This is a genomic window from Epilithonimonas sp. KH_059, assembly GCF_057838485.1.
Genome location: NZ_CM174468.1, coordinates 2150760 through 2165915, shown reverse-complemented (window position 1 = coordinate 2165915; position 15156 = coordinate 2150760). Strand labels below are relative to the sequence as shown.

The following is a 15156-nucleotide window of genomic DNA, read 5'->3' as shown; positions in this document are numbered from 1 at the left end:
TTTGTTTATCTTTGTAGTACAAAACAAAGCAATATGACAACTTTAGACCAAACCATCGGACAAATCGTCGCCCATGACTACAGAGCAGCGGCGGTCTTTAAAAAATACGGAATTGATTTTTGCTGCAACGGCAACAGAACCTTAGAAGAGGCTACTGAACTTAAAGGCACCGACGTGAGTCAGGTCGCTAAAGAACTTGAACATTTGGGATCCTCAAGCAGCGAATCGATTGATTACAAATCTTGGCCCTTAGATCTACTTGCCGACTATGTAGAGAAAACCCACCACCGTTACATCACCGACAAAGCCCCCATCCTACTTCAGTTTTTAAACAAGATCTGCAAAGTCCACGGAGCAAGACACCCTGAACTGTTTGAAGTATTTGAATTGTTTGAGCAGTCTGCAAATGAACTTACTTCGCATATGCAAAAAGAGGAACAAATTCTCTTCCCTTTCATACGCACCATGATGGATTCCCAAAGAAACCACGCCTCACTCGCAGCACCTTCCTTCGGATCCGTAGAGAATCCAGTCGAGATGATGATGCACGAGCACGACATCGAAGGAGAACGCTTTAGAAGGATCGCAGAACTCACAAACCAGTATCAATTCCCAGAAGATGCATGCAGCACGTACCAAGTTTCTTTTCGAATGCTAGAAGAGTTTGAAGACGACTTGCATAAACACATCCATATTGAAAACAACATTCTATTTCCAAAAGCTTTGGAATTAGAAAAAGCCCTACGAAACTAATAACCACGATTCCTATATTTAATTTGAATGAGAGTGCCCTTACTAAAGTAAGGGTGCTTTTTTTGTGGTAACAAAGGCAAACCTGCATAAAAAAGCCATCCCTTGCCTTAAAGCATGGGATGGCTTTTTATCCTATTAGGACCTGAAAATTATCCTCTAGCGAGCACTCGCTTAACTGCGCTTTGCACCGCAGAGGAATCAATTCCATACTTTTTCATGAGTTCGCTTGGCGTTGCAGATTCCCCAAAGGAATCGTTTACCGCTACAAACTCTTGAGGAGTGGGACGTCTTCTTGCAAGCATGCCTGCTACAGACTCTCCTAGTCCTCCTAAATAATTATGTTCTTCTGCTGTAACGATCTTTCCTGTTTTCCCCACCGACTTTAAAATAATCTCTTCGTCAAGAGGTTTGATGGTATGGATATTAATCACTTCGCAAGAAATTCCTTCTTTTTCCAATTCTTCTGCAGCCACTAAAGATTCCCACACAAGGTGTCCCGTTGCTACGATGGTTACATCTTTCCCTTCCTGAAGTAGAATCCCTTTTCCAATTTCAAAAGGGGTGTCTTCTGGCAAGAATACCGGTACTGCTGGACGGCCAAAACGAAGATACACCGGACCCTCATAGTCTGCGATCGCAAGAGTGGCTGCTTTGGTTTGGTTGTAATCACATGGGTTAATCACGACCATGCCCGGTAGCATTTTCATCATCCCGATGTCCTCTAAAACTTGATGTGTGGCACCATCTTCCCCTAAGGTTAGTCCCGCATGCGAAGCACAAATCTTCACATTCTTTCCCGAATACGCCACGGACTGACGAATTTGGTCGTATACTCTTGAGGTCGAAAAATTTGCAAAAGTACCTGTAAATGGAATTTTTCCATTGATGCTAAGTCCTGCTGCAACTCCAATCATATTAGCTTCAGCAATTCCTACCTGATAGAAACGTTCTGGAGCTTTCTCAATGAATTTCTCCATTTTCAAAGAACCAATAAGGTCAGCGCATAAAGCCACAACATTTGGATTCTCGTCCGCTAACTGTGCGAGTCCTGCACCAAAACCACTTCTTGTATCTTTTTTCTCTGTATATGTATATTTCATTACTCTTCTACTTTGCTATTAATAATCACTTGGTGCCTCTAGATACAACTGCTTAAGTCCGGAATCCAACTGCTCGTCGTTTGGAGCCTTCCCGTGCCAAGAATGTGAACCCATCATGTAGTCGATTCCTTGACCCATTTCCGTGTGCAAGATAATAACCACGGGTTTTCCGTTGCCGGTTAAGGATTTTGCCTTTTCTAGTATCGCCATCACACTTTCGAGATCATTTCCATTTTTCTCTTCAAGTACTTCCCAGTTAAAGGCCGATAGTTTCGCATGAAGATCTCCCAAGCTCATTACATCGTCTACGTCTCCATCAATTTGACGGTTGTTGTAGTCAATGGTAGAAATCAAATTGTCAATCTTATGGTGAGCTGCAAACATGAGAGCTTCCCAGATTTGACCCTCTTGCAGTTCTCCGTCCCCATGAAGGGTATAAACCAAACTCTTATCTCCGTCCAATTTTTTAGCAAGTGCTGCTCCTGCAGCCACTGAAAGACCTTGGCCTAGAGAGCCTGACGCTACACGAACTCCTGGAAGTCCTTCATGCGTGGTCGGGTGTCCCTGAAGCCTAGAGTTTAACTTTCTAAACGTGCGAAGTTCATCGACCGGAAAGAATCCGAATCTAGCAAGCGTCGAATAAAAGACGGGGGAAATGTGTCCATTGGACAAGAAGAATAAGTCTTCGTTTTTTCCTTCCATTTGGAAAGGCAGTTCGTACTTTAATACTTTACCATAAAGGGCTGTAAAATACTCCACGCAGCCAAGGCTACCTCCTGGGTGCCCGGAATTAACCGCATGAACCATTCTCACAATATCCCTTCTGATTTGTGTGGTTAGAGACTTTAACTCTTCAATACTTTTACTCATTACTTTAGATTTACTTGCATGCGAATTTACGTCTTTTTCATGGATTTCAAAAACGGGTATGCAAGTAGAATCGCTCCCTCTTTTGGAGAGTAAGATCTTAAGTGGGATCTAAAGCATTGCAGGCCTACTTTTATCGGAACAAAGCCAAAGGCCAATAAAGGTAAGAAGCCCGTTGATGACAATGAGTTCAACTCCAATTTGATAGGAGGATAAATGAGTCACAAGGTAGTTAATTGCGTAGGTAAGAATGGGAGCAATTAAAGTAACCACAAGGATTCTTCCTTTTTTGTTAATCGATAATTTAGTAAAAATACCAAAAGCAAAGAGTCCGAGTAGAGGACCGTAGGTATAGCCCGCAACCTCCATAATCAAATAGACAATTGATTTGTCGTTGATGGCTTTGAACCCCATAATGAGAAGGAAAAACACCACGGTAAAAACAAGATGAATACGAATTCTCAAATTCTTCTTCTGTTTCTCGCTCATAGCATCGTTCTCATTAAGTCGGAGTAAATCCACACAATACGAACTGGTCACGGCCGTAAGCGCTCCATCCGCAGAGGGAAAAAGTGCAGACACCAAACCGATAATAAACACAACCGAAATTACAAGTGGAAAGTAGCCGTTAAGGGAAAGTGCAGGAAACAAATCGTCTCCCATGATATTGGTAATCGAACCGCTTGCGTCGGGAAAACCAAACACATTCACTAGACTCTCTTTCCCTTCAATCACCTGGGTGATCTGCTGATATACAGCTCCATTCTCCATCGCAAACAAATAAAGTAGTCCCCCTAAGAAAAGAAAGGCTAGATTCACAAATAGCAGGGTTCCTGCAAAGGTGAGCATGTTCTTTTTGGAATTATGCAAATTGTCTACAGAAATGTTTTTCTGCATCATTTCCTGATCAAGCCCCGTCATTGCAATGGTAATAAACATACCCCCTACGACCGTTTTAAGAAAATAGGTCTTCGAGTTCACATCCGTATTAATCAAATGTGTGAACTGTTGATCGGCTAACTGTGTGTAAGCCTGTGTGGCCGTTAAATCTAGTGAGGAGAGAATAAAGACAATGCAAGCAATTAAACTTACAATCATAAAGGTAGTCTGAAGCGTATCGGTAATCACAATCGTTTTCACCCCACCCTCAAAGGTGTACAGTAAAACCATGAATAGGATCACGGCCGAAGTCACCCAAAAAGGAACCCCTAATGGGGAGAGTAGAAAAATTTGTAGCACATTCACGACCAAATAAAGCCTTGCTGTGGCCCCGATGGATCGTGATACGATGAAAAATATAGATCCTATCTTGTGCGCCTCCACATTAAACCTTCGTCCCAAATAGGTGTAAATGGAAGTTAGGTTCATCTTATAATAAAGGGGAAGCAGAATAAAAGCGACAATGAAATAGCCAATGAAAAACCCAATGACCATCATATAGTATTCAAAGCCACCGAACGCGTAATCTCCAGAGGTCATCTTTCCAACCGTTCCAGGAACGGAGATAAACGTAACACCACTGAGGGACGTGCCTATCATTCCAAAGGCCACCAGCCACCACTTACTTTTTCTATTTCCTATGAAAAACGATTGGTTGTCTGAATTTCTACTGGTAAAATACGAGATTACCAGAAGACCAATAAAATAGGCGAAAACAAAACTCAGTAGAACGATACTTGGATTCATGCAATAGAAATTAGAGAAGCAAATATAGTTTTTTTACCCACTTCTAAAGCACACTCACAAAAGAATATCCCTTAAGGGTATTATGAATTTGCACTTTTCTGAATGAATTCTCTTAGCTTCTTAATATTTCCAACCATCCAAAGCATGTCATTTTCCCGGATAATTTGAGACGAATCAGGATTCAAGATACGCTCATCCTCCCTTTCCATTCCGACCACTTGCCCAATAAGATCTTCTCTAATTTTGGATTCCCGAATGCTCTTACCCACATACTTACAAGATCCGGTAATTAAAATTTTCTTAAGCGCAATGTCATCCACATCAAAATCAGCAAGTTCTTCGTATTTTTCGTCAAAGATTTCTTTAAAATTTTGAAACTGCTCATCCGTCCCTAGAATCCCCACTTTGTCGTAAGGAAGCAAACGATTGTCTCGTCCCGGTAGGTTGATTAAGGTTTCTCCACGTCGAATGTACACGACGTTAATTCCGTATTTTTCTTTCCAGCATAACTCTTTGAGTTTAATCCCTATGAATTTGGCAAGAGGGTGCACTTCCATCACAGCGATGTGCGCATCCCAAGTTTTTAATTTTTCTTTGAACTCTAAGTTTTTCTGCTTGATATCGTAAAACGTTTTGTTTTTCAAGTAATCTTGCGTCTCACGTTCATTAAAGTTACTAATGAATTGCTTTTCGATCTTCTGATAAATGGATTGAATTCTTTGAGAAAAGAACCAAAGCAATAGCAGAACCAAAGGAAGTGCAACCAAAATCGCATACTTTGTCGAGGTTAACTGATCCACGAAGAGCCCAATTAAGAAGACACCCAGAAGGAATCGTATCACGTTAAGCGCAACCACAATCGTAGAATTTAAATCCGTAGTATTCGCACTCTTAGGTTGCTTGGTCAAAATCGCAGACAAGAACGGTGCGGAAACAAGAGTTGCCAGACCAATCACGATCGTATTTTGGTACAAAGGATCCGCCACATTTTGGTTTACCAGTGGGATGATTGTAAAACGGAAAACCAGAATAATAGCGATTAGAATAATGGTATTCACCAAAATGATTCTCAGATATTCTTTCGTGATGTTCTGCCATTTTGGATTGGCATTCATTTTTTCCGTTTCTCGAGAATAATTCTCGATTCGCTCCACCCATTTTGCAGGCAAGCTTCTCATGATCCAATCGTAGAAAGGATCCGCGAGTTTCATCATGTACGGGGTGGTAAAGGTGGTAATGGCCGATACACCCACTGCAATTGGGAATAGAAACTCTGAAATCACCCCCAGAGAAAGCCCTAGAGTGGCCACAATGAAGGCAAATTCACCAATTTGGGCCATACTCATCCCGATCTGAATAGATTGTTTGAGAGGCTGCCCTGAAATAAGAGCTCCCAGCGCACTAAAGAAGAACTTACCCACTAGCGTGAGAAGGGTAATGGCAACAATCGGAAGAGCATGCTCCACAATCGCTTGCGGATCAATCATCATCCCTACAGAGACAAAAAATACGGTTCCAAAAAGTTGTTTGATCGGTCTAGTCACGTGCTCTACTTTCTCAGCCATGGTGGTTTCTGCGATGATCGACCCCATAACAAAGGCTCCAAGTTCTGCAGAGAACCCAACCTGAGTAGCTAAAATGACCATCCCAAAACAGAGCCCAACGGCAAAAATAATGGTCGTCTCTTCATCAAATAGTTTTTTGGCGCGCTTAAGGAAACTAGGCAGCAAATATATACCCACCAAGAACCAAAGCACTAGGAAGAAAAGAAGTTTTAAAATCGTGAACACAATTTCAGATCCTTCAAACTGTTGCGTTACCGCCACAGTGGAAAGTAAAACCATCAATAAGATCACAATGATATCTTCCACAATCAGAACTCCAAAGACAATTTGAGCAAATTGCTTTGTCTTTAAATTGAGTTCATCAAACGCTTTTAAGATAATGGTCGTCGAAGAAGAGGCAAGCATACCTCCTAAAAAGAGGCTATCCATTTGGTTCCAACCTAAGAAATAACCGGTCAAATACCCTCCAAGACCAATGAAAAGAATCTCAACCACAGCGGTGATCGAGGCGGATCCTCCCACGCTCATTAGCTTTTTAAAACTAAATTCCAGACCCAGACTAAACAAAAGCATGATCACACCGATTTCAGCAAACGTATCAATATTTGCTTCGTCTACAACCGTAGGCACTAAATTAAAGTGAGGGCCTACTAGGAATCCCGCAATAATATAACCTAGGACAAGGGGCTGCTTTATTTTTCTAAACAGAAGCGTAACAAACGCACCCACCAAAAGTATTAAGGCAAGGTCGGTAATAAGTTCAGGTAAATGAGCCATGGGAGATTTTAAGTTTGAAGTTGAAAGATTGAAAAATAGGAAAAGAATTCAAACGCAAGATTCCTTCCGTTTTTTCCAATTTGACACTATCCCAAAAAGTGTGTAAGTTGAAAAGTATTGGCTTGAGATTTATAATTTAAGCCTATCTTCAAATATAAGCATAAATTGATTGAGTACGATACCCCAATCTCTAATAGGCATTGTCCATTTTTTTGTTGCTTCTCTTAAGGCGAGGAAAACTGACTTTAAAACTGCATCATCCGTAGGAAAGGACATTTTATTTTTGGTGTATTTTCTTATTTTTCCATTGAGATTTTCGATTAAATTTGTGGTGTAAATGATTTTTCGGATTTCAACAGGGAATTCAAAAAACACGGTTAATTCATCCCAATTATCTCTCCAGGACTTAATTGCATAGGAATATTTAGATTCCCATTTTTCTGCAAAATCATTTAAAGCGGCTTCTGCGGCTTGTTTTGTGGGTGCGTTGTAGATATGTTTCATATCGGAAGTAAAGGCTTTCCTGTCCTTCCAAACCACATATTTGCAAGCATTTCTAATTTGATGAACTACGCAAATTTGAGTTTGCGATTGGGGGAACACACTGCGAATAGTCTGGGTGAATCCATTAAGGTTATCCGTTGCAGTGATAAGTATGTCTTCCACGCCACGTGCTTTCATATCGGTTAACACGCTCATCCAAAAACTGGAGCTTTCACTCTTCCCTAGCCACATTCCTAGAACTTCTTTCTTTCCGTCACGTCGCAGACCCACAGCAAGATAGATGGTTTTATTGATGACTTTAGAGTTCTCACGAACTTTAAAAACGATTCCATCCATCCAAACAATAAGGTATAAATCCTCTAAAGGTCGATTTTGCCAAGCGACAATTTCACTGGAAACAGCATTGGTGATCCTGGAGATTGTTGAGGTTGAGACATCAAAATCATACATGTCCTTGATTTGTTCTTCAATATCACTCACACTCATTCCTTTGGCGTAAAATGATATTATAATATTTTCTAAACCATCAATAATATTGTGCCTTTTGGGAACTATCATCGGCTCAAAAGTACTTTGTCGATCACGCGGAACTTTAATTTCATCTTCGCCAAAAGAGGTTTTTATCTTCTTACTCTGATGACCATTGCGATAGTTGCCGTCTTTCGTTTTCTGATGTTTATTAGTATCTAGATGGTCATCTAGTTCTGCTTCGAGCATATGTTCTACGGCTCGTTTGTGCATTGTTTTGAAGAACGAGGTAAGATCTTCGCTGTTCTTGAAGGATTTGTAAAAATCCTTGTTGTTTAATAATTCTTCTTTGTCAATCATAACTGTATAAAGTTTAAAAATAGTAAAAAGTTATTTCCGAAAAAGTTTTGAGTTTTTAAGGACTCAAAATTTTTCAGAATAACTTTTCAACTTACACAGTTAGTGAAACACTACCTCCAATTTTCACAAATTTAATGATTTTTCGGCACTTTTCAAACTACTATTTCACGTATACTTAGGACAAAACGTCTTGCAAATCGGCATTTTTTTCAATGGTCGCTTTTGCGTAAGGACATAAAGGAATTACTTTCACTCCTTTTTCTCTTGCGAAGTTCACCCCTGCAACCACAAGTTGCTTGGCAAGACCTTTCCCGCCAAATTTAGAGTCCACTTCCGTATGGTCAATGATAAATTTATCACTACCTGCCCACGTATAGGTCATCTCTCCTGCTCTCTCGCCTTCGTAAAAGATTTCAAAGATGCCATTTTTTTCGTTGTTTTGTTGTTTGATTTCTACCATTATAAAAAATTTTTGAATTTATAGTTGAATTGAATTTATCGGTTCTTTAAAATCGACTTGGGCAAAGGTACGGGGTCTCCATCGTCTCCCACCACGGAGGGAAACGCCTCCTTGTTCTGCTCATGCCAATCCACTTTTGCCTGGTCAATGACCGCTTTGTCTGAGTTCACAAAATTCCAAAAAATGTATCTCTCCTCTGGAAAGGGCTCTCCTCCAAAAAGAAGGATTGTCGTACCGGGCTCCATTTCAAATTCACAAAGGGTTGCATTTTTGGCAATGATGAGCTGTTTCGTGCCCATTTGCTGGGAATCAAGGTGAACACTGCCTTCTACGACATACATCCCTACTTCCCCAAACAACTGCTCACCGATATCAAGTTTGACTTTCTCTTTGGATTTGATTTCAATAAAATACAATGGACTGTACACAGGGACTGGAGATTTTCGTCCAAACGCATCTCCTGCAATCAATTTAAAATCGGCACCGTCTTGTGTCCAGGAAGGAATCTCACTCGCTACCGTATGACTAAATTCTGGCTGCATTTGTTCCTTGTCATTAGGAAGCCCTACCCAGATTTGAAACCCGTGTAATTTCTTCTCGGAATGCCTCAAGTATTCCGGAGTACGCTCGGAATGAACCACGCCTTTTCCTGCTGTCATCCAATTGACAGCACCAGGAGTAATTTCCATATCACTTCCCAAACTATCGCGATGCAGAATAGAGCCTTCCATTAAATACGTTAATGTGGAAAGTCCAATATGAGGGTGCGGACCCACGTCAAGATTTTGGTATTCACTCAAATTTGCAGGTCCCATATGATCTATAAACACAAAGGGGCCAACGGCGCGCTTCTCTCGAAAAGGCAAAAGCCTTCCCACTAAAAAATTACCAATATCGGCTGCCTTTTCTTCTATTATTAGTCCAATGTTTGACATGATATTCTATTTTTATATTAAAATTTAAACGTAGGAAACCCTACATAATCGGTTTCAAAACCCTCTTGACGCAACTAAGATACTAATTATCCGATGTACTCACGGGAAAAAACATTAAGCGAGGTTCACCCGACGCTTAAATTCCGGAATCACTTGTGTAGCAAAGAGTTCAATGGATTTTAGAGTGAGTTCATGCGGTACAAACCCTAAAGAAGCCTGCGCAAAGAATCTCGTAAAGCCAAACAATTGGTATTCATAGACCAATTTGTCTACTACCTTCTCAACACTTCCGACCATCAAGGATCCTTGATCGCTTCGCATAAATTCAAATTGCTCTCGGCTCATGGGTTGCCAACCTCTTGATTTTCCGACACGATCCATCATTTGTGCATAATAAGGAAAGAATTCTTTTACAATTTTATCATCGTCCTCGCCAATAAACACGTGGTTGTTAATACCGACTTGCAAATCCTCGGACTTTGTTCCACTTTCCAGCGCTGATTTTTTGTAATAATCCACGAAAGGAACAAAGTTTTGAGGCATTCCTCCAATAATAGCTAGCATCAAAGGCAGTTTTAATTTCGCTGCTCTTAAGGCAGAACTCGGGGTCCCGCCAGCCGCAATCCAAATCGGAATCTCCCCTTTTAACGCTCTAGGGTAAACGCCTAAATTCGAAAGACTCTTTCGCTGCGTGCCACTCCAGGTCACCATCGGACTTTGATTAATCTTAAGTAATAAATCTAGTTTTTCTTCAAACAGCTCATTATAGTTCGCAAGATCGTATCCGAAGAGTGGAAAACTCTCCGTGAAAGAACCTCTACCTGCCATTATTTCAGCGCGTCCTCCCGAAATGAGATCAACCGTCGCAAATTGCTGGTACACTCGAACAGGATCCTCTGAACTGAGAACCGTCACTCCACTTGAGAGTTTAATGTTAGAGGTTAGCGCCGCCGCAGCAGCCAATACGGTGGTCGGAGAAGATACCGCATAATCCTCGCGATGGTGTTCTCCCAAACCAAATACATCAATGCCTAACTTATCGGCAAGGACGATTTCGTCGAGTAAGTTTTGAATTCGTTGGTGTGCATTTTCTCCGCCATTAGGACTGGATTCGGGCTTCATGTCGGCAAAGGTCATTAGACCAAATTCTACTGTCTTCATAAGGATGGATTTTCTATTATTTCAATTGTTAAACTAGCGAACTGCTCTTACCACTTTTAGATTCCTACAGATAGAACCAATTCGACTATTCAAAAATAGACATTATTGACTAAAAAAAGCTTGACCTAGGATAAGAACTATCCCCCCAAATAAAACAGAGGGTCAAACATCCCCACCCAAGGCCATTTTCAAAACTTCTCTTAGCAAACCTCTTCCAACATCCTGAAAACGAACCCCTCTACGCTCAAATAAACAAAAAAACGTTCCGCTTTAAAAAGCGGAACGCGTAAGATTTAGATTTAATGAAGCTTACTTCTCTGTAGGTTTTGGGGCCCACTTGTCGTACGGTGTCATATCAAAAGAATCGACTTCATCCATCGTAAGACCTAAGGCATTTGCAACGCCTGTACCGTATTCAGGGTCTGCTTTGTAGCAGTTACGAATGTGACGGATTTGAATAAACTTCTCTGCGCCACCCACTTGAGCTGCCGTGTTATTAAAGAGAACCTCAGCTTTGCCGTCTGCTTTAATGATTCGGAACAGATCTCCAGGCTGCGTAAAGTAATCCTCATCGTCGTCTCTGAAGTTGTGTGCGTACGCATCTCCACTTAACTCTAAAGGGGGTTCTTTTGCAGAAGGATCTTCTTGCCACTCCCCGTAACTATTCGGGTTGTAATGAAGTGTGGATCCATAATTCCCGTCTACACGCATGGCTCCATCGCGATGGAATGCATGGTATGGGCATTTGGGTTTATTTACAGGAATTTGGTAATGGTTTACTCCTAAACGATAGCGCTGCGCATCTCCATAGGAAAAGAGACGACCTTGGAGCATTTTGTCTGGAGAGAATCCAATTCCAGGAACAATATTCGTTGGATTAAATGCCGCTTGTTCCACGTCTTGAAAATAATTCTCTGGGTTGCGGTTTAACTCAAATTCTCCGACCGGAATTAGAGGAAAGTCTTTTTTCGACCATACTTTGGTTAGATCGAACGGGTGAAAACGGTACGTTTTCGCCTCTTCTTCTGACATGATCTGTACAAACAATTTCCATTTTGGAAAATCCCCTCGGTCAATGGCTTCAAGCAAATCTCTTTGTGATGATTCACGGTCATTCCCAATTAGGTTAGCAGCCTCCTGATCCGTTAGGTTTTCAATTTCCTGTTGTGTACGGAAATGGAATTTAACCCAGTGTCTGACATTGTCTTTATTGATGAAGCTGTAGGTATGACTACCAAATCCATGCATATGTCTAAATCCATTGGGAATTCCACGATCACTCATTACGATGGTTACCTGGTGAAGTGACTCTGGAAGTAAAGTCCAGAAATCCCAATTCGCATTGGCACTTCTCATGTTCGTTCTAGGATCTCTCTTCACGGCATGATTTAAATCTGGAAATTTCATCGGATCCCGGAAAAAGAAGACAGGCGTGTTGTTTCCAACCAAATCCCAAATTCCTTCGTCCGTGTAAAATTTAAGAGCAAATCCACGAATATCACGTTCTGCATCCGCTGCGCCTCTTTCTCCTGCCACGGTGGAGAAACGTGCAAACATATCCGTTTTCTTACCTATCTCACCGAAAATACTGGCTTTTGAATACTGAGAAATATCGTGGGTCACGGTAAAGGTACCAAAGGCACCTGAACCTTTTGCGTGCATCCTTCTTTCTGGAATTACTTCGCGATCAAAGTTGGCCATCTTTTCTAAAAACCAATAATCCTGCATAAGCATGGGTCCTCTAGCCCCAGCAGTCATTACATTTTGATTGTCGGGTACGGGTGCACCGGTTTGTCGCGTTAGTTTCTTGTTTTTGTCTTCCATAATCTCGCTTTTTAAGTTTAAGTAAAGGTAATTAGATATTACATATCAAAACACTCTATCACGATTGATAGAATCAATATTGGCACCGTTGAATTTGCTATTAAAAGTATGGAAAATTTACGAATTGGGAGCGGGGTCCCTTCTTTTTAACTATTCGGTGCGAAGATTATTACCATCGAGAATATGCAGACGCCTAAAAACGCCCCCCATAATCACCGTTAATAGTCCTACAAATAAGAACGTGTAGCGAAAGGCTAGATGAATGTTTTCCCCTTCTACACTTATATTTTGCTGAAAAAAGCGAAGCACTAGCAGACCAAAGGCAATCCCGAATCCAATCGCAAGTTGTTGGTTTACGGCTAAAAGCGAATTTCCACTACTCGTATGACTTTCCCTTAAATCGGCTAAAGAAATGGTACTCATTGAGGTGAATTGAATGGAATTAAAGAATCCTAACAAGGCCAACAGGGGAATAAACCAGTAAATCGAATCCGTAATAGAAGGAATCGCCAGCGCCATGATTAAGATTCCGATAATGATTGTATTGATACGAAGGGTTTTACGATAGCCCATTTTATTTAAGATTCGAAGAACGGCAGATTTTCCAAACATGGCCGTTAGAGCCATCGGTGCAATAATCCATCCCGAAACGACTGCACTCTCCCCGTAGGCAATCTGCACGAGCAAGGGAACCAACAAGGGAATCGCGCTAATTCCTAATCGAGTAGCAAGATTTCCGACCACACCAATGCGAAACGTTCGAATTTGAAAAAGATCCATAGGAAAGATAGGATCAGGCGTTTTTATCGCATGCTTATAGTAAAAATAAAACATCAAAAAACCGAGAATGCCAATCAGCAAAACGGGCGTAATGTTCTGTAGGGTTCCAAACAGTTCTAGGGAGATGGACAAAAGCAGTGAGGCCGCGCCGAAGATTAAAAAGCCTTTGAGGTCAAAATGTCCTCCCACGCTTTTAAAATCAGGCATGTATTTAAGCCCAAGTATCACCCCTAGCACTCCAATAGGAATGTTAATTAGAAAGATCCAATGCCAAGACAAATAATCCACGAAATACCCACCCACGAGCGGACCTAGAATCGGACCAATTAAGGCTGGAATGACGGCATAGTTTAAAGCCTTGAGTAACTCATTCTTTTCATAGGTTTTAATTAAGGCAAGGCGCCCCACAGGCGTCATTAGCGAACCCCCTAGTCCTTGCACAATTCTTGAGATGACCAATTGGTTTAACGATTGGGAAACCGCACAAAAGACCGACCCCAAGGCAAACAGAACAATGGCAAATACAAATACCTTTCGGGTTCCAAAACGATCCGCCAAATACCCACTCACAGGCATGAAGATCGCTAGGGTTAAGACATAACTAATAATCGCATTTTGCATATGCAAAGGCGATTCGTTTAGATCGATCGCAATTGAGTTAAGCGATGTGTTTAGAATGGTAGAATCCAGCATCTGCATAAAAATCGCAGTGGCAAGTATAAACGGAAGTACCTTCTTCGTGGTCGGTGTGACCCTATCCAATGTGGGCATAGTCGTTAGGTATCAAAAATCGAACCTTTTCAAATCCACTTCAAAAGAGAGTGCACTTTCTTTGTCAATATGGTCAAATAACTGCTTTGCATAGAAATTTCCATTCAAAACCCCTCGGGCTCCCAGTCCATTGAGTACAAACAAACCCGTATGATCTTTGTGTCCGCCAAGAATTGGTCTACGGTCTTTTACCGTAGGACGAAATCCAAAATGAGGATCCACAGAAAGAATGGAACCTTCATAGAATTCAGAAAGTCCTTTGGTGAGCTGCTCAATCGCGCTTGGTTCGACTTCTAAACTCTCTGAATGCCGATCGTAGGTTCCCCCATAATAAAAGCGATTCTTCTCCGATAAAAATAAAAAATGCTTCTTTTTCACCACCACCGATAGAGATTCCAAGTCTTTCAGCTCAACATTGATTTGGTGACCTTTGTTGGGATTCACAGGAATGTGCTCAAAATAAGGGTTTTCTTTCACTCCCATCCCTTCCGCAAAGACGACATATTTGTAAGGTATGTCCCGATAAGTCTTATCTACTGGATTTAGTCTCCCATAGTCAAACCGCTCTTCTACTAGTGCATTCTTTCCTTGTAAAACTTTCCTTAAATCTGAGAAGAAGACTTCCACCCGAATGCGACCAGAGTGGTTTACTTTTCCCACACCAAAAGGATTTAAAAGCCCATCGAGCTTACCAAATTCGAGGCTTAGAAATTGAGCAAGAAGGGGGTCAAGTGCCTTTCGCTCCCAAAGCTCTCGCTCTTTTTGGTCGTGAAAGATTCGAGAAATGGGCTCGTCGACAAAGTAATTAACCCCTGTATAGGCTTCCATCTCTTCAAGGGTTTGATGAAGCGCCTCAATTTGCTCCATCGCCCGATCAAAGGTGGTAAACTTTTTCAATACGACTGGATTCACAATTCCAGCTGAAACATGAGAGGCACTTTTTTTACCTTCTGAAAAAAGCAAAAAAGATTTTTCATGTTTCAAAAGTTGATGCGCAAAAAAAAGGGCTCCGTACCCATCTCCAACGATCAAATACTCAATTTCTTTCATAAGGATTCTTTAATTTAGAAGCAGTGACTATTAGGAACTCCCTACGCTTCTTTTACAAATACAGAAAGCCACTCAAAACGGAGTGGCTTTTATTC

12 protein-coding genes are annotated in these 15156 nt (G+C 41.3%); 1 reads left to right on the top strand and 11 read right to left on the bottom strand.

Translation table 11 applies throughout. The features are described 5' to 3' along the window. The first annotated feature begins 33 nt into the window (after nucleotides 1-33). Nucleotides 34-753: an iron-sulfur cluster repair di-iron protein gene (gene ric, locus AC3IRX_RS10230; protein ID WP_489210173.1), complete on the top strand. Its 720-nt coding sequence runs from the start codon at nucleotides 34-36 to the stop codon at nucleotides 751-753. A gap of 149 nt (nucleotides 754-902) precedes the next feature. Here the strand turns inward: ric and AC3IRX_RS10225 are convergent, their stop codons facing one another. The 11 genes from AC3IRX_RS10225 to AC3IRX_RS10175 all read right to left on the bottom strand — a co-directional run bounded on the left by AC3IRX_RS10225 (nucleotide 903) and on the right by AC3IRX_RS10175 (nucleotide 15061). After that, nucleotides 903-1853, bottom strand: a complete 951-nt coding sequence (locus AC3IRX_RS10225; RefSeq protein ID WP_489210171.1) for a transketolase family protein — start codon at nucleotides 1851-1853, stop codon at nucleotides 903-905. 18 nt (nucleotides 1854-1871) lie between these two features. Next, a complete protein-coding gene (locus tag AC3IRX_RS10220; protein WP_489210169.1) occupies nucleotides 1872-2723 on the bottom strand; it encodes a transketolase in 852 nt (283 codons plus the stop codon). Between the two features lie 108 nt (nucleotides 2724-2831). Further along, nucleotides 2832-4406: a sodium:solute symporter gene (locus AC3IRX_RS10215; RefSeq protein ID WP_489210168.1), complete on the bottom strand. Its 1575-nt coding sequence runs from the start codon at nucleotides 4404-4406 to the stop codon at nucleotides 2832-2834. 80 nt (nucleotides 4407-4486) lie between these two features. Beyond that, on the bottom strand, nucleotides 4487-6748 hold the full coding sequence (locus AC3IRX_RS10210) for a cation:proton antiporter domain-containing protein (protein WP_489210167.1): 2262 nt from the start codon (nucleotides 6746-6748) through the stop codon (nucleotides 4487-4489). 129 nt (nucleotides 6749-6877) lie between these two features. Further along, entirely contained in the window at nucleotides 6878-8080 is a 1203-nt protein-coding gene (locus tag AC3IRX_RS10205; protein ID WP_489208805.1) for an IS256 family transposase, read from the bottom strand. Nucleotides 8081-8255: 175 nt separating this feature from the next. Next, nucleotides 8256-8540, bottom strand: a complete 285-nt coding sequence (locus tag AC3IRX_RS10200; RefSeq protein ID WP_489210165.1) for a GNAT family N-acetyltransferase — start codon at nucleotides 8538-8540, stop codon at nucleotides 8256-8258. 35 nt (nucleotides 8541-8575) lie between these two features. Next, nucleotides 8576-9475, bottom strand: a complete 900-nt coding sequence (locus AC3IRX_RS10195; RefSeq protein WP_489210164.1) for a pirin family protein — start codon at nucleotides 9473-9475, stop codon at nucleotides 8576-8578. Between the two features lie 114 nt (nucleotides 9476-9589). Next, on the bottom strand, nucleotides 9590-10636 hold the full coding sequence (locus tag AC3IRX_RS10190) for an Atu2307/SP_0267 family LLM class monooxygenase (protein WP_489210163.1): 1047 nt from the start codon (nucleotides 10634-10636) through the stop codon (nucleotides 9590-9592). A gap of 309 nt (nucleotides 10637-10945) precedes the next feature. Next, on the bottom strand, nucleotides 10946-12460 hold the full coding sequence (locus AC3IRX_RS10185; protein WP_489210161.1) for a catalase: 1515 nt from the start codon (nucleotides 12458-12460) through the stop codon (nucleotides 10946-10948). 150 nt (nucleotides 12461-12610) lie between these two features. Then, the gene (locus tag AC3IRX_RS10180; RefSeq protein WP_489210159.1) at nucleotides 12611-14011 is read right to left on the bottom strand and encodes an MFS transporter; all 1401 of its coding nucleotides are present in this window, start codon (nucleotides 14009-14011) and stop codon (nucleotides 12611-12613) included. A gap of 12 nt (nucleotides 14012-14023) precedes the next feature. Continuing rightward, nucleotides 14024-15061 carry an NAD(P)/FAD-dependent oxidoreductase gene (locus tag AC3IRX_RS10175; protein ID WP_489210158.1) on the bottom strand — a complete coding sequence of 346 codons (1038 nt, stop codon included), beginning with the start codon at nucleotides 15059-15061 and terminating at the stop codon, nucleotides 14024-14026. Nucleotides 15062-15156 lie beyond the last annotated feature (95 nt).